This is a genomic window from Mycobacteriales bacterium (assembly GCA_036497565.1).
Classification (GTDB): Bacteria; Actinomycetota; Actinomycetes; order Mycobacteriales; family QHCD01; genus DASXJE01.
In genome coordinates, this window is record DASXJE010000257.1 from 23,226 (window position 1) to 42,207 (window position 18,982).

The 18,982-nt window shown below is 69.8% G+C and carries 18 protein-coding genes; 14 read left to right on the top strand and 4 right to left on the bottom strand.

Annotation, left to right across the window (positions count from 1 at the left end):
* Position 1: 1 nt before the first annotated feature.
* The gene (locus VGH85_20395; protein HEY2176173.1) at positions 2-1,114 is read right to left on the bottom strand and encodes a hypothetical protein; all 1,113 of its coding nucleotides are present in this window, start codon (positions 1,112-1,114) and stop codon (positions 2-4) included.
* 169 nt (positions 1,115-1,283) lie between these two features.
* Here VGH85_20395 and VGH85_20400 point away from each other — a divergent pair, with 169 nt between their 5' ends.
* The 6 genes from VGH85_20400 (at position 1,284) to VGH85_20425 (ending at position 7,397) form a co-directional block, all read left to right on the top strand.
* A complete protein-coding gene (locus tag VGH85_20400) occupies positions 1,284-2,477 on the top strand; it encodes a mandelate racemase/muconate lactonizing enzyme family protein (protein HEY2176174.1) in 1,194 nt (397 codons plus the stop codon).
* Positions 2,478-2,504: 27 nt separating this feature from the next.
* Positions 2,505-3,827, top strand: a complete 1,323-nt coding sequence (locus tag VGH85_20405; protein ID HEY2176175.1) for an extracellular solute-binding protein — start codon at positions 2,505-2,507, stop codon at positions 3,825-3,827.
* A gap of 9 nt (positions 3,828-3,836) precedes the next feature.
* Complete coding sequence (locus VGH85_20410; GenBank protein ID HEY2176176.1) at positions 3,837-4,784, top strand: sugar ABC transporter permease; 948 nt, start codon at positions 3,837-3,839, stop codon at positions 4,782-4,784.
* Positions 4,784-5,653 (top strand): carbohydrate ABC transporter permease, encoded by an 870-nt coding sequence (locus tag VGH85_20415; GenBank protein ID HEY2176177.1) that lies wholly within the window; start codon positions 4,784-4,786, stop codon positions 5,651-5,653. The genes VGH85_20410 and VGH85_20415 overlap by 1 nt, the downstream gene beginning before the upstream one ends.
* A 23-nt stretch (positions 5,654-5,676) precedes the next feature.
* The gene (locus VGH85_20420; protein ID HEY2176178.1) at positions 5,677-6,444 is read left to right on the top strand and encodes an FCD domain-containing protein; all 768 of its coding nucleotides are present in this window, start codon (positions 5,677-5,679) and stop codon (positions 6,442-6,444) included.
* Between the two features lie 107 nt (positions 6,445-6,551).
* On the top strand, positions 6,552-7,397 hold the full coding sequence (locus VGH85_20425; GenBank protein HEY2176179.1) for a DUF6390 family protein: 846 nt from the start codon (positions 6,552-6,554) through the stop codon (positions 7,395-7,397).
* Here the strand turns inward: VGH85_20425 and VGH85_20430 are convergent, their stop codons facing one another.
* Genes VGH85_20430 through VGH85_20440 form a run of 3 tightly spaced genes read right to left on the bottom strand, consistent with a single transcriptional unit; the run spans position 7,398 to position 11,198 of the window.
* Positions 7,398-8,498 carry an ABC transporter ATP-binding protein gene (locus VGH85_20430; GenBank protein ID HEY2176180.1) on the bottom strand — a complete coding sequence of 367 codons (1,101 nt, stop codon included), beginning with the start codon at positions 8,496-8,498 and terminating at the stop codon, positions 7,398-7,400.
* Position 8,499: 1 nt separating this feature from the next.
* Entirely contained in the window at positions 8,500-10,197 is a 1,698-nt protein-coding gene (locus VGH85_20435) for an ABC transporter permease subunit (protein ID HEY2176181.1), read from the bottom strand.
* Positions 10,194-11,198 carry an extracellular solute-binding protein gene (locus VGH85_20440; protein HEY2176182.1) on the bottom strand — a complete coding sequence of 335 codons (1,005 nt, stop codon included), beginning with the start codon at positions 11,196-11,198 and terminating at the stop codon, positions 10,194-10,196. Before VGH85_20440 ends, VGH85_20435 begins: the two co-directional genes overlap by 4 nt.
* A gap of 163 nt (positions 11,199-11,361) precedes the next feature.
* On the opposite strand from VGH85_20440, the gene VGH85_20445 reads away from it, so the two are divergent.
* The 8 genes from VGH85_20445 to VGH85_20480 all read left to right on the top strand — a co-directional run bounded on the left by VGH85_20445 (position 11,362) and on the right by VGH85_20480 (position 18,981).
* A complete protein-coding gene (locus VGH85_20445) occupies positions 11,362-12,432 on the top strand; it encodes a hydrogenase expression protein HypE (GenBank protein HEY2176183.1) in 1,071 nt (356 codons plus the stop codon).
* A 68-nt stretch (positions 12,433-12,500) separates the two neighbouring features.
* Positions 12,501-14,294 (top strand): nickel-dependent hydrogenase large subunit, encoded by a 1,794-nt coding sequence (locus VGH85_20450; protein ID HEY2176184.1) that lies wholly within the window; start codon positions 12,501-12,503, stop codon positions 14,292-14,294.
* Between the two features lie 24 nt (positions 14,295-14,318).
* Positions 14,319-15,251 (top strand): NifU family protein, encoded by a 933-nt coding sequence (locus VGH85_20455; protein HEY2176185.1) that lies wholly within the window; start codon positions 14,319-14,321, stop codon positions 15,249-15,251.
* A gap of 38 nt (positions 15,252-15,289) precedes the next feature.
* Entirely contained in the window at positions 15,290-15,907 is a 618-nt protein-coding gene (locus VGH85_20460; protein ID HEY2176186.1) for a DUF5947 family protein, read from the top strand.
* A gap of 1 nt (position 15,908) precedes the next feature.
* Positions 15,909-16,550: a DUF6084 family protein gene (locus tag VGH85_20465; GenBank protein ID HEY2176187.1), complete on the top strand. Its 642-nt coding sequence runs from the start codon at positions 15,909-15,911 to the stop codon at positions 16,548-16,550.
* Entirely contained in the window at positions 16,547-17,983 is a 1,437-nt protein-coding gene (locus VGH85_20470) for a hypothetical protein (protein HEY2176188.1), read from the top strand. Before VGH85_20465 ends, VGH85_20470 begins: the two co-directional genes overlap by 4 nt.
* Complete coding sequence (locus tag VGH85_20475) at positions 17,980-18,606, top strand: hydrogenase maturation protease (protein ID HEY2176189.1); 627 nt, start codon at positions 17,980-17,982, stop codon at positions 18,604-18,606. Before VGH85_20470 ends, VGH85_20475 begins: the two co-directional genes overlap by 4 nt.
* A gap of 12 nt (positions 18,607-18,618) precedes the next feature.
* Positions 18,619-18,981: a hydrogenase maturation nickel metallochaperone HypA gene (locus tag VGH85_20480; GenBank protein HEY2176190.1), complete on the top strand. Its 363-nt coding sequence runs from the start codon at positions 18,619-18,621 to the stop codon at positions 18,979-18,981.
* Position 18,982: the final 1 nt, after the last annotated feature.

Sequence of the window (18,982 nt, forward strand, 5' to 3'; positions counted from 1 at the left end):
GTCAACCGTCCGGGTCCGTGATAGCCGGGGCCAGGAATCGCTTGCGGTATCGGACGTAGAGCCCGAGCATCGGGAGTTCGACGATGATGGCGGCGACGACGGTTTCCGCGCTCACATAGCCCAGGAGGATGTTGACTCCTGCCAGGGAGAGCACGAGACCCGCGATGCCGGCCTGAATTCCGCGCCGGTCGCGGGCGAAGATCAACAGCACCGCCGATGCGAGGAGGAGAAGACCCACGATCGTCTCGCCGGCGCCGGCCAGCAGGAGCACCGGCGCGTCGGTGCTTCCCCGGATCGTCTGGTCGTCGATCTTGACGATCGCGTTCGCGTCGCTGGTCGCTAGTACTACGACCACGGCGAGTCCGAGCAGCGAGTACAGCCCGATCAACAGCGACAGCACGATGAGGATGATCCGGTGCAGGGTCCGCGGCAGCAGCCGCCGTTCCACCGACTCGAGCCAGGCGACGGCACGCTGCCGCCGCAGCACGATCGACTGCGCCTGGACCGCCGGCGACGCGACGTAGGGCCGCAGCCGCCCGGCGAGGTCGGCAAGGTCGGGCCGATCGGTCGACGTCGTGATGAGGGTGAGCCGGGAGAGCAGGTCGGCCCGCAGTCCGGTGCCGACCCGCGCATCCGCGACCCGGGTGAGGTCGTCGAGGACGACGTAGGTCTGGCCGCGCGCGTCGTACTGTCGGGGACGGCTTGCGCGACGGGCGAGCGCGAGAACCCCGAGAAACACCACATAGATGATCGGAGCGGCCACCGGGGTGAAGTAGTTGTTCTTCGAGGTGATGAACTTGCCCACTTCGTCGATGAAGAGTCCGACACCCGTCCCGGCGCACAGCGCGGCCACGGTGAAGGCCCAGTCGTTGGCCCAGGCCAACGGCAGGATCGCCCCTACCGCCAACAGGACTCCGCCCCAGAGCGCGTGGGCGATGTGGTATCCGCCACCGGCGATCTGCGGATAGCCCGCGAGCACCAGGAAAAGTCGAGTGACGACCACGGTCACGCCGAAGGAGATGACCAAAAGCCCCAGCCGGGCACCCGCGTGCGGCCGCGCCACGGGACGTGCGGAACCGACCCGTTGCACGGGTTGGGGAAGGGACTCGTCCATCACCACCTCCCGTCCCTGTTACCACTGTGAGTGATGTGGTAGGTCCGCGTCCGGCGTTCGGTCGCAATGGGTGGCGATCGCATTTCCGGGGTTGACACGGTCCCGCCCGGCCACCAATCTCTCCTGGCACGACCGGTCAGACCAGGGGCGACATGGTGGAGGTAGCGGCGTGCGGCTCACCGCCCTGGAGACGTTGCGCCCCGATTTCCAGCCCAACGTGCTGCTGCTCCAGTTGCACACCGACGACGGCGCGGTCGGGCTCGGCGAGACATTCTTCAGCCCGGACGCGGCCGAGTCCTACCTGCACTCGGTAGTGGCACCGGCGCTGCTCGGCCGGACCGATCCCCGTCCGGAACGAGTCGGCCGATTGCTCGCGCCTTACGTCGGCTATCAGGGCGGCGGAGTGGAGACGCGGGCTCTCGGTGCGGTGGATATCGCGCTGTGGGATCTGCTCGGCCGGCAGGCCGGCCTGCCCGTGACCGACCTGCTCGGCGGCCCGGTGCGCGACGACATCGACGTCTACAACACCTGCGCCGGACCGGGCTACATCGCCACCTCCGGCCGGCAGGAGTCGGCCAACTGGGGCGTCGGCGGGACCAGCCGGTACGAGGACCTCGAGGCCTTCCTGCACCGACCGGCGGAGCTGGCCAAAGAGCTACTGGCCGAGGGCATCGGCGGGATGAAGGTCTGGCCGTTCGACACCGCGGCGGAACGCTCCGCGGGCAACGAGATCTCGCCCGCCGAATTGGACGCGGGACTGCGGTGCCTCGCCGCCATCAGGGACTCCGTCGGTCTCGACATGCGCCTGATGGTCGAACTGCACGGGCTCTGGAACCGGCCCACGGCCGAGCGGATCTGCGCGGCGGTCGCGCCGTACCAGCCCTTCTGGGTCGAGGATCCGTTGCGCGGGGACCAGGTCGAGGCGTTCTCGCGACTCGCGTCGCGGGTCGACGTACCGATCGCCACCGGCGAGACGTGCGTCGGCCGCCGTGGCTTTCTGCCGCTCCTGCAGGCCGGCGCGCTCGACGTGGTCACCGTCGACGTGCAGTGGACCGGTGGTATCACCGAGGCGCGCAAGGTGGCGGCCCTCGCCGACACCTACGGCGTGCCGGTCGCACCGCATGATTGCACCGGCCCGGTGAGTCTTGCCGCGTGCCTGCACCTGGTCATGAGCCAGCCCAACGGCCTCATCCAGGAGACCGTTCGGGCCTTCCTGCGGACCTGGTACGCCGACCTCGTCGTCGGCCTGCCGGAGGTGGTCGACGGCCGGATCGCGCCGACCCGCGAACCCGGTCTCGGGCTGCGACTGGTCGACGGGCTCGCCGACCGCACCGACGTACAACGACGCATCAGCACGGTCTGACCGAAAACACTGGGATCGGAGATCGCCATGGCCTTGTCACGACGCGACCTGCTGCGGTTCGGCGGCGCGGCGGCCGCCGGGGGCCTGCTGGCGCCCGGCCTCGCGGCCTGCGGACAGGGTTCGCAGGCCCCGATCAAGTCCGGCTCGGTCGACGTGAACCTCTGGACCAACGACCAGAACTACGTCAACCTCTTCACCTGGTGGGCGAAACGCCTGTCGACGCCGTCGGCGACCTACCGCTACAACCTGCGCCCGCTGGTGCAGGACTCCGAGGTCGTCGCCACGAAGACCCTGTCGGCGTACACCGCGCACAGTCACCCGCCCGAGCTGCCCGGCATCGAGATCTCGCAGTTCTCCCGGTTCATGAAGGCCGGGATCGCGCCGACCGTGTTCGTGGACCTGACCGATCGGATCGCCGGCGTCCGGGACCAGTTCTTCGCGTCCCGCTGGGCACCGTATCAAGTGGACGGACGGCAGTACGGCGTCGAGTCGTCCTTCCCGCTCGCGGTCTACTACTACCGCGCCGACCTCTTCGAGAAGTACAAGATCCCGGTCGAGCTCGACACGTGGGACGACGTACTGAAGGTCGGTAAGCAGGTCAACGACAAACACGGTGTCTCGCTCGGGGTGGTCGGAATCCCGCAGGGCGGCGACCTGACCTGGCTCGGGATCCTGCTGCAGCAGCGGGGCGGGCAGTTTTTCGACAAGGACGGCAACCTCACCATCGACAGCCGGGAGACGGTCGACGCCATCCAGCTGATGGTCGACGGCGTGAAGTCCGGGGCGTTCCTGATGGTCAGCGACTTCTACGGCGGCCCGGGCACCGCCGCGATCAAGCAGGGCAAGGGCGCCGCGTTCTTCATGCCGGACTGGTTCGAGAGCTTCATTCTCCGGTCGACCGCACCCGAGCTGTCCGGCAAGTGGCGGATGCGTCCGCTGCCCCGCTTCTCCGGCGGCGGACATCCCACCAGCGTGTGGGGCGGCACCGGATTCTGCGTCTCCAAGGGCATGGCCGGCACCGATGCGACCTGGGACCTGCTGCAGAAGGTCTACCTGACCGAGGAAGGCCAGGTCGAGCGCTTCAAGCGGATCCACTTCCTGCCGACCATGAAGAAGGCGTGGGACAACAAGGAGCTCATCGACTTCACCGACCCGTATCTGGGTGGTCAGCATTCGTTCCGGCTGTTCAAGAGCCTGTCCAACGATGCACCGACCCAGTACCAGAGCCCGTACTGGAACATCATGACGGTCGAGCTGTCGATCGCCCTCGAAGACGCCCTCACCGGCCGCAAGACCGCAGCACAGGCCGTCAAGAGCGCCACCGCATCCATCACCTCCCAGATGAAGTGAGCGACGAGAATGGCTGAGACCTCGACCATCCTCCGCCGACCGAGTGGTGACCGGAAGTCCCGGACGCTGCCGGCCGGGCGCACCCGCCAGCACAGCCGGCTGGTGCCCTACCTGTTCGTGTCGCCGTTCTACGTCCTCTACGTGCTCTTCCTGCTGGGGCCGACGGTCTACGCGTTCTGGCTCAGCCTGCACGAGTGGGCCGGCATCGGGCCGAGCACCTGGGTCGGGCTGAGCAACTACACCCGGTTGTTCCGCGACTCCAGCTTCCACGGCGCGGTCACCAACACCTTGTGGTACGTCGCGGCCAGCGTGCTGGTCGTGACGCCGCTCGCCCTCGTGATCGCCACCGCGCTCAATACCCGCGGTCTGCGTGGCCGGGACATGTTCCGGGTCGGCTACTTCCTGCCGATGGTGCTGTCCCCGGTCGTGGTCTCCCTCGTCTTCACGATCATCTTCGACCAGAACTTCGGGCTGCTCAACGCCGTGCTGCGCGGCCTGATCGGGATCAAGCCGGTCAACTGGCTGGGTGCTCCCAACTGGGCGAAGGTAGCGATCGTCATCGTCCTGATCTGGCGGTGGACCGGCTACCTGGTCATCTACTTCCTGGCCGGCCTGCAGAGCGTCCCGCGCGACCTCTACGAGGCAGCTGATATCGACGGCGCCGGCGCAATCGGGAAGTTCCGCAGCGTCACCGTCCCGATGCTCAAGCCGGTGACCGCGTTCGTCGCCATCACCGTCTTCATCGGCGCGGCGCAGATCTTCGAAGAACCGTTCATCCTCACGCAGGGCGGGCCGGGCGAATCCACGATGAGCGTCGCGTACTTCATCTACCGCGCCGCGTTCGAGCGCGAGGACTTCGGCTACGCCGCGGCGGCCGGGTTCCTGCTCTTCATCGTCGTGTTCGTCCTGACCCGCGTACTCGCGCACTTCTTCGGCATCGGACGAGAGGACCACTGATGGCCGCGACCACCATGACCCGCACCCGGCGGTCGTCCTCCACGGCAGGACGGCGGGCGCGGATGACCGGCCTCTACGCGGTGCTGGTCCTCATCCTGATCGTCGCCGTACTACCGCTGCTGTGGGCGCTGTCCAGCTCGTTCAAGCCGGTCGCGGAGATCTTCGTCTATCCGCCGAAGCTGTGGCCCACGCACGGCACGCTGCAGAACTTCACCGACCTCTTCAAGAACGTGCCCTTCCCGCGCTGGTTGTGGACCAGCCTCTGGGTCAGCATTCTCGCGACCGCGCTCGCGGTCTTCTTCTGCTCGCTGGGCGGCTACGCCTTCGCCAAATACCACTTCCCCGGGCAACGGGTCCTCTTCGACATCATGTTCAGCTCGATGATGATTCCGTTCGCGGTCATCCTCATCCCGCTGTTCGTCGAGATGGCGAAGATCGGGTGGGCCGACACTTACGTCGCCCTGATCGTGCCGTGGGTCGCGCCGGCCTTCGGAATCTTCATGATGCGGCAGTTCATCATCCAGGCGGTGCCCGACCAGGTGATCGAGGCCGCCCGCATCGACGGCGCCAGCGAGTTCGGCATCTTCTGCCGCATCGTGCTGCCGATGGTGCGGCCCGCCCTCGGGGCGCTCGCGGTCTGGAACTTCCTCAACAGCTACAACAGCTTCCTCTGGCCGCTCGTGGTGCTGTCAAGCGAGGAGAAGTTCACCCTGCCGCTCGGGCTCAACTCGCTGGTCGGCACGTATTCCCGGGAATACGGCCTCGTCATGGCCGGGACAATCCTCGCGGCCGTCCCGACCATCCTCATCTTCCTGGCGTTGCGCAAACAGCTCATCGAAGGACTCACCGTGGGCTCGGTCAAGGGCTGACCCGGACCGCCGGTGGAGGCGCCGTGACCGCGAACTCGAGCACGCTCGCCGCGCAGTTGCAGCGCCAGATACTCGGCGGCGAGATACCGCCGGGCGGTGCGCTCCCCTCCGAACGCAAGCTGGCCGAGCGCTACCGCGTGAGCCGGTCGGTCGTCCGTGAGGTGCTCGGAGTGCTCGCCGAACGCCGGCTCATCGAGGTCGTCATCGGGCGCGGAGCCTTCGTCCGGGCGCCCCGCACGACCGACGCCGCGCGGGCCTTCCAGGGAGTGCTCCGCCGGCATGGCGTGACCGCCCGCCAGCTCGTCGAGGCGCGGCGGCTGCTCGAGTCGCACGCGGCCGAATCGGCCGCCGTCCGGGCGACCGACGCGGACCTGCGGGACATGCTGACCCACCTGGAGGCGCTCGAGGGCGCCGACCGACTGGTGGAGCGGGTACGGCGCGATCTCGCCTTCCACATCACCGTCGCGCGCGCGGCGCACAACCCGGTGCTCGAGGTCATGTTCGCCTCGATCGCCGAGCCCAGCGCCGAACTGATCCTGCGCAGCCTGAGCGACCCGGCAACGGCCGCCGCCGGCGTTCCCGTGCACCGGCGGGTCTACAACGCGATCCGGTCCGGCAATCCCCGGGCCGCGAGGTCGGCGATGGCCCGGCACGCCGACATCGCCGCGCAGACCTACGGCCCGGATCTCGACCGCGACCTCGACCAGGTCGCCGGAGCGGATCTCCGGCACGCGCTCGGCCTCGACGACGCCGATCTGGACGAGGTGCGCAGCGCCGTACACCCGGGCTGACAACACCCGACGACACGACCGCAGCCCTTGACACGCGCGGCGTGCCTTTCCATCGTGGACACATCGCAGCCGACCGCGCCCGGTCGACTGCCTCAGGGGAGGCAGCTGTGAACCTCGATGGGGACACCACCGGCGCCCGGCTCACCGGCCGGCCCACAACCCTCGACCGGCCGGAGAACGCCGTCGCCCGGGAGTCCGGCGCGGTGCTGTTCACCCGATACGCCTACCCACCGAACGAGCTCGGCTACTGCGGACCGCCCGACCACCGGGCGCTGCTCGAATACGGCACCGCCGGCGTCGTCGACGACGGCCTGGTGCAGCTCGCGCGGGGCTTCCTCGGCGCCTGGCCCTACCTGCAGCTCATCGCCGAGGGCACCGGCATCGGCGACCCGCTCGACCGGCGCGTGGTGCAGGCCTACTGGGTCGGCAGCCGGCTGCTCGAGCGGGTCGACCGCAACATGTTCGGCAACTCCCTACGCGACCGGTTCCACCCGCGCACCGGGCTCACCTGGAGCTATCTCGAGGAGAACGTCCCGGCCGACGCCGTGCCTCATCACAGCTTCCACGTCTTCGGCGTCTACCCGTGGGTCGGGCTGCTCGGCGCCGACCGGGGCGACACCCCGCTGACGGTGCTCGACCGGTGCCGGATCCGGTGGGGCCAGGTCGTCGCCGTCGAGCCCGGTCAGGTCGTGGTGCGCTCGCAGCCCCTGACCTGGGACGGCCACCACCTCGGCCTCGGGCCGGCGCAGACCGAGACCGCGACCCGGTCGGTCGACGGCTATTCGTTCCTGCCGGACCTGAAGATCGGGGACTGGGTGTCGCTGCACTGGCACTGGGTCTGCGACCGGCTCAGCGCGTCGGATCTGGCGGCGTTGAAGCACTACACCGCGCGCCAGTTGGACATCACCAACCACAAGGTGCAGCACTCGGGCCCGGCCGCCGCGCTCTCCTGATCAGTCGCGCTGCCCGCTGGACGGCGGGAGCAGCCACCCGCGGGACAACCGCCAGGTCGTCTGGTCCCCCACCTGCAGTCGCGGCGGCCCCGCGTCGCGGACCACGACCCGGCCGGCCGGCGTGTCGAGCCGGTAGTCGGTGTGCGCGCCGCGGTACTGAACCCGGTCCACCTGACCGGGCAGCGGCCCGTCGAGCGCGGTCCAGTCCGGCCGGACGAGGACGTTGACCTCGTCCGCGACGACGCCGTCCGGCGGCCCCACGTCGAGATCCACCCGGACGCCGGCGACGCTCACCACGACGCGACCGGACGGACCGGACCGGGCACTCCCCCGCAGCACGAACGCGGGACCGGTCAGCCGGGCGGCCCACAGGTCGACCGGTTGTTCGTAGACCGCGCGCGGTGATCCGGTCTGCACGAGGTGCCCGCGGTGCAGCAGCACCAGGCGGTCGGCGACCGCCAACGCCTCGGTCGCGTCATGCGTGGCGTAGATCGCGGCCGCGCCGGTACGCCGCTGGGCATCGGCGATCTCCTCCTGCACCGTCGCGCGGAGCGAGGCGTCGAGGTGCGCCGTCGGCTCGTCGAAGAGGTTGACCGAGCCGCGGCGGGCGAGTGCGCGGGCCAGGCCGATGCGTTGCTGCTCGCCGCCGGACAGCTGGCTGGGACGGCGGTCGGCGAGGTGGGCGGCACGCAGCCGGTCGAGCAGGGCGAGCGCTTCGGCCCGGGCGTCCGCCCGGGACCGGCCGGCCCGGCGCAGCGGGTAGCCGACCGTGTCGAGCGCCGACAGATGCGGCCACAGTGCGTAGTTCTGGAACACCATCCCGACGGCCCGCCGCTCGGGTGGCTCCAGCCGGTCGGCCGAGGCGACCAGGCGGTCACCCAGCCACACCTCACCGCCGCTCGGTGCCACGAAGCCGGCCACGGTGTGCAGCAGCGTGGTCTTTCCCGAACCGGACGGTCCGAGCAACGCCACGACCTCACCCGCCCCGACGGTCAGCTCGAGATCGACGAGCACCGGATGACCGTCGTACTCGACCTGCAGTCCCCGGCAGGTGACCGCGGGCGTGGACCGGACGATGTCCGGCGCTCGCACATCGGTCACGTCAGGCTGCACCGGACACCCCTGCCTCCGCGCGAACCGGGGCGTGGCGGCGCGCCCCGGAGCTGCGCCGCACCCTCGACCAGACGAGCAGCGGCAACGCCGCGACGACCAGCAGCAGGCCCAGCAGGACGGCCAGCGCGGCGGTCACGCCGACGTCGCCGAGCTGCTGCTGGTTGAGGACCACGACAGCCAGCGTCTCACTGGACGGTCCGTAGAGCAGGCTGGACATGGTCAGCTCGTGCAGCACGACGAGGAAAATCAGCAGCCAGGCACCGGCGAGGGCCGGGGAGAGCGGGCGGAGCACCACGGTGCGGATCGCGGTGATGGTCCGGGCGCCGCTGACCCGGGCGGCCCGCAGGTCGTCCGGCGGGAGCCGATCGACGGCACCGGAGATCGGCCGGTGCCCGAACGGCCACAGCTTGGCCAGGCACGCCAGCAGGATGAGCAGCAGCGTGTCGCGTAGCCACCGTCCATAGGCGAGCAGCATGCCCACCGCGAGCGCCGACCCCGGAAGGGCGAAGGCCAGCATGACGATCGTCGGCAGGCTCCGGCCGAATCGCCGCCGTTCCAGGGCCGCGACGAGCCCGCCCGCGGCGACCAGGATGCTGGCGGCGGCGAGCGCGAGCAGCAGGCTGCGCAACAGCGCCGGAACGGTGGGGCCGGACAGCGCCTGGCTGAAGTTGGCCAGCGTCCAGTTGCTCGGCACCGGCGTCAGCCCGACGGCCCGGGTGATCGACGCCAGAACCAGTGCCACCAGCGGCAATCCGACGGCGACGGCGAGGTAGGCCCACAGCGCGGCCGTCGCGAGCCACGCGGACCGGCCCGGCTTTCGCGTCGGGACCGCGCCGGCCGAACCGCCGCTGCGGATCGGGCGCCCACGCACGCCGAAGAGCCGGTCGGCGGGGACCAGCACGATGACGGCGACGAGCACCAGGGCCAACGACAGGGTGATCGCGTCGGTGAAGGAGTCCGGGTCACTCGCCAGCGCGAGGTCGGAGTAGATCCGCGTGGTCATGGTCGCGAAACCGGCCGGGATCCCCAGCACCGCGGGTACGGCGAAGGATTCCAGTGCCGTCACGAACACCAGGGCCGCGGCGGCCCCGAGCGGTGCCCGCAGCAGCGGCAGCGTGACCGTCCGGAACGCGGTGACCGCGTCGGCACCGGCGGCGCGCGCCGCGCGGACGAGGTCGGGCTCGGCGCGCGCCGAAAGGCTCGCGGCGACGACGAGATAGGCCAGCGGCAGGACGTTGACCGCGGTGACGACGATGACGCCGGCCGGCCCGAACAGTCCCGGCAGGGTCACGCCCAGGACCTGGTCGCTGAACCCCGACCGCCCGTAGGCCTGGGTCCAGCTGTAGCCGAGCACGAACTGCGGGACCAGCAGCGGCAGCAGTACGGCGACGCGCAACCAGCGGCGCCCCGGTGTGCCGGGCCGGGCGGTCGCCAAAGCGGCCGCCGCGCCGCCGCAGACCGCGATCGCCGTCACCGCGAGGGCGACCTCGAGGCTGTGCGCCACCGCCGACCCGAAGCCGGGAGCGGTCACCACGCGGCGCAACGGTCCGGTGCCCGCGCTGACCAAGATCGCGACGAGGCGCGCCAATGGCAGACCGACGAGTCCGACGACGAGGGCGGCGGCGAGCAGTACGCCGTAGCCGGCCCACCCCGGGCGTCCGAGGCGCCCGAGCCGCACCGTGCTCACGCGCCGAAGATCCCCTGGTATTCACGCAGCAGGGCGGCCTTGTCGCTGAACAGCGTGGGCCACGCCGGCGCGACGATGTGCGCGCCGACCGCCTTCGGCCGTGCGGCGATGCCCGGCAATGCGGGCTGTTTCCCGCTCTTGGCGATGGCCTTCTGTCCAGCCGGGCTGAGGACGTCGTTCACGTAGGACCGGGCGAGGGAGGGATCGGCCGAGCTGCGCACCGTACCGATCGGGCTGTAGATGACGATGGCGCCCGGAGCGGGCCAGGCGACCTTGACCGGAGCGCCCTTCTTGACCGCGGCGAGCGCCCCGTCGAGCAGCGTCATCCCGACCTTGTAGCGGCCCTGCGCGACACCCGTCACGACGTCGTCCGGGCTGTTCACCGTCACCGCTCCGTTGGCCGCGAGCTTGCGGTAGAACGCGGCCCCATAACCCTTCGCCTGGCTGAAGTACCCGAGCGCGCCCATGGCCGATCCGGCGAAGGCCGGGTCCGGCAGCGCGACCGCATGCCGGTAGGCAGGGCGGGTGAGGTCGGCCCAGCTGGTGGGCGCGGGGTTCAGACCGGCGTGGTAGACGAGCACCATGTAGAGCAGACCGGCGCCGGCGAAGGACGGCGTACGGAGGTCGGCGGGGATCCGGGCGGCGGCCGGCGGCAGGGTGTGGCTGAGCAGCCCCTGCGCGTCGTAGCCGTGCATGGTCAGCGGATCGCTGACCCACAGCACGTCCGCACGCACACCCCCGGTGCGCTGGTCGGTGGCGATCCGGGCGTTGAGCTGGCCGGTAGGCGCCCGGAAGACATTCACCTTCGTGCCGGGATGATCGGCCCGGAAGACGGCCAGGGTGGCGTCGACGGTGTTCTGCGTGACCGAGGTGTAGAGGGTCAGGGTGTGCTGAGCGGACGCGCTCGACGAGGCGCTTCCGCAGGCGGCAAGGCCTGCTGCCACCAGGGCCGCCGCCGCCACGCACACCGAGATCCTGACCGGGCGCCGGGCTCTGCCCACGGTGATCACCTCCAGTGCGGATGCTAGGGGTCTGCGGCCGCCGACCGCCGGAGGCGCACTGCCCCTATGTGCGCATTGCCCTTACCGCCGACGCCGATGCGCGCCACTCTGTGCGAATGAGCCGGTGACCGGCACCGCTCCGTGCGTCGCGAGGTGACCAACCATGACGACAGCCGCGCCCGAGCAGACCCCGTCCGGGGAAGACACCGAACCGGTCGTCCATATCCTCTGGATCAACGCCGGCTTGAGTTGTGACGGCGACTCGGTCGCGCTCACCGCCGCCACGCAGCCGAGCATCGAGGACATCGTTCTCGGCGCACTCCCAGGACTCCCGAAGGTCGCCGTGCACTGGCCGCTGATCGACTTCGACAACGGCCCCGTCGGCGGCGTCAACGACTTCATCGAGTGGTTCTTCAAGGCCGACCGCGGCGAGCTCGAACCGTTCGTGCTCGTCGTCGAGGGCTCGATACCCAACGAGGCGATCAAACCGGAGGGGTACTGGTGCGGGTTCGGCAACGACCCGGTCACCGGCCAGCCGATGACGACGAGCGAGTGGCTCGACCGGCTGGCCCCCAAGGCGCTCGCCATACTCGCGGCGGGCACCTGCGCCACCTACGGCGGCATCCATGCCATGGCGGGCAATCCCACCGGGGCCATGGGTGTCCCGGACTACCTCGGCTGGGACTGGAAGTCGAAGGCCGGGCTCCCGATCATCTGCGTGCCGGGCTGCCCGACCCATCCGGACAACCTGTCCGAGACCATCCTCTATCTGCTCTACCAGGCCGCTGGTGCGGCGCCGATGATCCCGCTGGACGAGGCATTGCGCCCGCGGTGGTTGTTCGGCAGCACCGTGCACGAGGGGTGCGACCGGGCGGGCTACTACGAACAGGGCGACTTCGCGACGGAGTACGGGTCCCCGAAGTGCATCGTCAAGCTCGGATGTTGGGGCCCGGTCGTGAAATGCAACGTGCCCAAGCGCGGGTGGATCAACGGCGTCGGGGGATGCCCGAACGTCGGCGGCATCTGCATCGGATGCACGATGCCGGGCTTCCCCGACAAGTTCATGCCGTTCATGGACGAGCCGCCGGGCGCGCGGGTCTCGACCGCCGCGAGCGGCGCCTACGGCGTCCTGATCCGCAACCTGCGCAGTGTCACGACGAAGACGGTGGACAAGGAACCGAAGTGGCGCAACAAGGGGCGTGAACTGGTCACCGGCTACCGGCCTCCGTGGTGAGCGACACCACCGACCGCACCGGAAAACGACGTCGTACCAGCCGAGCGAAGCCGAAGGAAGGGCAGACGATGACCACGACGCGGGCGCAGACCGAGGGCACCTCGGGCGGGACCGATACCGACGTCGTGGAGATGGCGTGGGACCCCATCACCCGCATCGTCGGCAGCCTGGGCATCTACACGAAGATCGACTTCAAGCAGAAGAAGGTCGTCGAGTGTCACAGCACGTCGTCGATCTTCCGCGGCTACAGCATCTTCATGAAGGGCAAGGACCCCCGCGACGCACACTTCATCACCAGCCGGATCTGCGGCATCTGCGGCGACAACCACGCGACCTGCTCGGTCTACAACCAGAACATGGCCTACGGCGTCCGGCCACCGGCGCTCGCTGAGTGGATCATCAACCTCGGCGAGGCCGCGGAGTACATGTTCGACCACAACATCTTCCAGGAAAACCTCGTCGGGGTGGACTTCTGCGAACGGATGGTCAAGGAGACCAACCCGGGCGTCCTGGAGCGGGCCGAGCACACCGAGGCACCGCATGCCGGCGACCACGGCTACAAGACGATCGCCGACATCATGCGCTCGCTCAACCCGCTCGAAGGCGAGTTCTACCGCGAGGCGTTGCAGGTGAGCCGCTACACCCGCGAGATGTTCTGCCTGATGGAGGGGCGCCACGTGCACCCGTCCACGCTCTACCCGGGCGGCGTCGGCACGTCCGCAACCATCCAGCTCTTCACCGACTACCTGACCCGGCTCATGCGCTACGTCGAGTTCATGAAGCGTGTGGTGCCGATGCACGACGACCTCTTCGACTTCTTCTACGAGGCGCTGCCGGGCTACGAGCAGGTCGGCCAGCGCCGGATCCTGCTGGGCTGCTGGGGCAGTCTCAACGACCCGGCGCACTGCGACTTCAGCTACGAGAACATGACGGCCTGGGGACGCAAGATGTTCGTCACCCCGGGCGTCGTCGTCGACGGCAACCTCGTCACGACCGACCTCGTCGACATCAACCTCGGCATCCGGATCCTGCTCGGGCACTCGTTCTACCGGGACTGGGAAGACCAGGAGATGTTCGTCACCCGCGACCCGCTGGGAAACCCGGTCGACCGCCGCCACCCGTGGAACCAGCACACCATCCCGGCGCCCGCCAAGCGGGACTTCGACGGGGCCTACAGCTGGACCATGTCGCCGCGGTGGTTCGACGGCACCGACAACCTTCCGCTCGACACCGGCGGCGGACCGCTGGCCCGGTTGTGGTCGACGGCGCTGGCCAACCTCGTGCACATCGGCTACGTCGAGAGCACCGGGCACAGCGTGCAGATCAACCTGCCGAAGACGGCCACCAAGCCCGAGATGAGCTTGGAGTGGAAGATCCCGCAGTGGAGCAACGCCATAGAGCGCGACCGCGCCCGCACCTATTTCCAGGCCTACTCGGCGGCGGCCGCCCTGCACTTCGTCGAGCAGGCGCTCGCCGAGATCCGGGCCGGCAACACCAAGACCTGGGAGCCGTTCACGGTGCCGGACGAGGCCGTGAGCTGCGGCTTCACCGAGGCCGTCCGCGGCGTGCTGTCGCACCACATGGTCATCCGTGACGGCAAGATCGCCAACTACCACCCCTACCCGCCGACGCCGTGGAACGGCAGCGTGCGCGACCCTGCCGGCGTACCCGGGCCCTACGAAGACGCGATCCAGAACACGCCGATCTTCGAGGAGAACTCTCCGGAGAACTTCAAGGGCATCGACATCATGCGGGCGGTACGCAGCTTCGACCCGTGTCTCCCGTGCGGCGTCCACATGTATCTCGGTCCTGGAAAGGTGCTCAAGCAGGTGCATTCGCCGACGTCCTATCCGCAGGCATAGCGCGACTCGGCGGTAGGAGCCCTCATGGCGATGCCGACCACCACCCATCAACCCGATTCCTCTACGCCGACGGCTCCGAACCCGGCCGAGGCGGCGGCCCGGATCGGTGACCTGCTGGAGCAGGTACGCCGTACCGAGGATCCCGCCGCCGCGGACCTTGCCGAGGAGATCGTCCGTCGGCTGCTCGAGCTCTACGGAGCCGGGCTGGAGCGGATCGTGTCGGTGCTCGACGACGCCGGGCCGGACGGCGCGGCAATGTTGGAGCGACTGACGCAGGATCAGGTGGTGGCCAGCCTGCTGCTCGTGCACGACCTGCATCCGGTCGACGTGCTGACCCGGATCGGCCGCGCCCTCGACGGGGTCCGGCCTTATCTCGGTTCCCACGCAGGCGGGATCGAGCTGGTCGGTGTCGATGACGACGGCGTAGCGCACCTGAAGCTGGAGGGCAGCTGCGACGGATGCCCGTCCTCGACGGTGACGGTGACGTCGACGATCGAGCGGGCCATCTTCGAGGCTGCGCCGGAGATCACCAAGGTGGATGTCGAGGGCGTCGCGGCACCGGCCACGGACGACCGGACGGTGTTGCAGATCCAACGCTTCCAGGGCGGCCCCGCGGCCGAGGACGCTCCGGTCGACTGGACGCCGCTCGACCTGCCGGCGCTGGCCGACGAGGGTCTCGCCGAGGTGGAGCTTGCCGGGACGACGATGGTCGTCGTACGCCTCGAGGACAGCCACTACGCCTACCGCAGCGCCTGCCCGGCCTGCGCAGCAGGCCTGGGTGATGCCGGCGTCACGGCACAGATCCTCGCCTGCGGGCACTGCGGCGCCCGCTACGACGTACGACTCGCCGGCCGGGCGGTGGGCGGCGCGGTCGGTCACCTCGACCCCGTACCCCTGCTCGACGACACCGAGGGCTGCCGGGTCGCGCTGCCGGTGATCGGGGCGGTGGCCGGGTGACACCTCCGACACCGGTGCGTGGGGCGAATTCCCCGGACATCGCCGCACTCCGGCGATTCCGGGAGCCGCGGGAGCCGGTCCGTGCCGGCGAGGTCTGCGAAATGTGCGGCGAGCCGCTCGAGGACGAGCACCGGCACGTGGTCAACGTCGAGCAGCGGGCACTGATGTGCACCTGCCGCGCGTGTTCGTTGCTGTTCACCAATCCGACCGCGGCCCAGGGCAGGTACCGCTCGGTGCCCGACCGCCATCTCTACGATGCCGCCTTCGCCATCACCGACGCCCAATGGGATCTCCTGCAGATCCCCGTCAGCATGGCGTTTTTCTTCGTGAATTCGATCGCCGGACAGACCAACGCCTTCTACCCGAGCCCGGCCGGGGCGACCGAGAGCCTGCTCTCGCTGGAGACCTGGGCGGACGTCACTTCCGCCAACCGTCTCGCCGCGCTGCTCGAACCCGACGTCGAGGCATTGCTCGTCCGCAAACGGGACGGCCGTTACGAGTGCTATCTCGTCCCGATCGACGCCTGTTACGAACTGGTCGGCCTGGTCCGCATGAACTGGAAGGGCTTCGCCGGCGGCGCCGAGGCGTGGCAGACGATCGACGACTTCTTCGACCGGCTGCAGGCGCGCAGCCGGCCCTACACCGCGGACCGCTGACATGCCGTCGCTGTCCTTCGAATGCTCCGGCGTCACGCCCGACCGTTACGCCGCCTCCCCCACGCTGCTGTTCGGGCTGAAGGTCGGCGAGGACAGCGGGGCCCGGATCCACACCGGCGTACTCCGCTGCCAGATCCGGATCGAGCCGCAGCGGCGTCGCTACGACGACGACGAAGCAGCCCGGCTGCTCGACCTCTTCGGCGACCGGACCCGCTGGGGCGACACACTCAAGCCGCTGCAGTTCGCGACCGTGCCCTTCGTCCTGCCGGCGTTCACCGGCAGCACCGAGGTCGACGTCGCGGTGCCGTGCACCTACGACTTCGAGGTGGCCGCCGCGAAGTACTTCCACGCCTTGCGGGGCGGGGAGATCCCGCTCCTGCTGCTCTTCAGCGGGACCGTGTTCTATCGCGGCGGCGACGGCATGCTGGTCGACCAGATCCCGTGGGATCGGGAGATCAACGTCCGGGTGCCGGTCGCGACCTGGCGCACGCTGATGGATCTCAGCTTTCCGGGATCGGCATGGCTACGGATGCGGGTCGAGACCGTCGACGCGCTGCAGGACTTCAAGTCGCGGCACGGGCTCACGACGTGGGACGAGACGGTGGAGTCGCTGTTGCGCCGTACCGAGGAGGCCGCCCGATGACCTCGGCCGCCAGCCCGGCGATCGACCGCGCGACGGCGCTCGAGCAGGCGCGGCGGGTCGCCGACGCGGTCCTCTACGAGGGCTACGTGCTCTACCCCTACCGCGCGTCGGGGCAGAAGAACCGGCTGCGCTGGCAGTTCGGCGTCCTGGTCCCGCGCGCCGTCGCCGACGGCCTCAGCGAACAGTGGGACATGGCGACCGAATGCCTGGTGGAGTCGCGCAGCGACCGGTGCACGGTGTCGGTGCAGGTGCGCTTCCTGCAGATTCAGGCGCGCACCGTCGAGCGGGCCGAGGACGCCGGCTCCGGGCGCTTCGTGTCCACCGAGGCGCTGGAACTCGCCGACCGGCGGATCGTCCCGTGGGAGGAGGGCGTCGCCGAGCAGGCTGGGGCGAGCATCCCCCTCGACCGGCTGCTGTCCGGCGAGCAGGTCGTCGACTTCCAGGTCGACGGCGGGCAGGACGTCGAAGAGGTACGGGAGGCAGGCGCGGTGGTCGGCCGGCTGGTCCGGAAAAGACTGCCGCTGACCGGCCGGCTGCGGCTCTCCGCCGAACGCACCCCCGGCCCGTACGGCGCGATCCGGCTGCACGCCGTGGTCGAAAACGTCACGCCGTGGCCGTCCGGCACAGCGGACGCCGACCCGCCCGACCGCCCGCAGGCGATGCGCCGGTCGATGGTCGGGACCCACGCGATTCTCACCATCTCCGACGGCGGGTTTCTCTCGCTGCTCGACCCGCCCGAGTGGGCCCGCCCGGCGACGACGGCGTGCACCAACCGCAATGCGTGGCCGGTGCTGGTCGGCAACGGCCGGAACGACGTCATGCTCGCCTCGCCGATCATCCTCTACGACTTCCCGCAGATCGCGCCGGAGAGCACCGGCGAGCTCTACGACTCGACCGAGATCGAGGAGATTCTCAACCTGCGCACGCTCGCGCTCACCGACGAGGAGAAACGCGAGGCACGGGGCACCGATCCCCGCGCCGAGGCGGTGATCGACCGCGTCGACGACCTGCCGCCGGAGGTGCTCGACCGACTGCACGGCGCGATCCGCTATCTGCGGGAGACCACCTCCGCCGGCGCGGACTTCCCCACTCTCGACGTCCCGGATGCGCCGACGGCGGATCCGGCGCCCTGGTGGAATCCGGAAGCCGACTCGTCGGTATCCCCGGAGAGCGACCTGATCGAGGTGCGCGGCGTGCTGGTCGGCAAGGGCAGTCAGGTCTACCTGCGTCCGGGCGTGCGCCGTAGCGACGCGCAGGACCTCTTCCTCGACGGACGGCTCGCGACGGTGCAGGCGGTTCTCCGCGACGTCGACGAGGGTGACCATCTCGCGGTCACGATCGACGGTGACCCGGCCGCGGAGCTGCAACAGGCGCAGGGCCGGTTCCGCTACTTCCGTCCCGACGAGGTCGAGCCGATCGAGGTGCGCCCATGACCGGTCGGATCCTGGTCGCCGGCATCGGCAACATCTTCCTCGGCGACGACGGGTTCGGTGTCGAGGTGGCCAACCGGCTGCTGGGCACCCCGATGCCCGACGGAGTCGAGGTCGTCGACATCGGCATCCGCGGCGTCCATCTCGCCTACCAACTGCTCGACGGCTACGACGTGCTGGTGCTGGTGGACGCCGTACCCCGGGGCGAGCCGGCGGGCACGGTGTCGGTGATCGAGCCGGACCTGACCGCGCTTTCCCGGCCCCCGGAGGGGCCTCCCGTCGACGGTCACGGCATGGAGCCGGCAGCCGTGCTGGCCCTGGTGGCGACGCTGTCCGACGCCGCGGCGACCGACGCCGTCGGCCGGGTGCTGATCGTCGGCTGCGAACCGCAGGTGGTCGAGGAGGGAATGGGGCTCAGCCCGCCGGTCGCGGCGGCGATCCCGGATGCCGAACGCGCTGTCCGCCGGCTCGTCGAAGAGCTCGTCGAGGAGAGGAAGGACCATGAAGAATCTGATGAGAGTGGTCAGGGTCGTCGCGGTGCTGGGAGTGGGCGCCGTGGTGGTCACGAGCGTGCCGGACGTCAAGCGCTACCTGCGGATGCGACAGATGTAAGTGGTCGGCGGTAGGAGGTCGACGACATGCACGAGGTCGGCTTGTGCGAAGGAATCCTCGATGCGGTCGAGCGGCGGGCGGCAGGCCGTAAGGTGACCCGGGTGAGGGTCCGCATGGGGGTGTTGCACCGGGTGTCCGAGCCCGCGCTGCAGATGGCCTTCTCGCTCGTCGCGGCCGGATCGGTGGCGGAGGAGGCGCGGGTCGACCTGGTCACCGTGCCGCTGCGCGCACAGTGTCGTGACTGCGGCGAAGAGTCGGAGTCCGACGACCCGCTCGACATCTGCCCGGCCTGCGGTTCGACCGACCTCCAGGTCGACGCCGGCGACGAGATGCTGCTCGAATCGATCTCATTGGCCGGCGGGGAACTCGCCGGCGCGGAAGGCGGCTGAC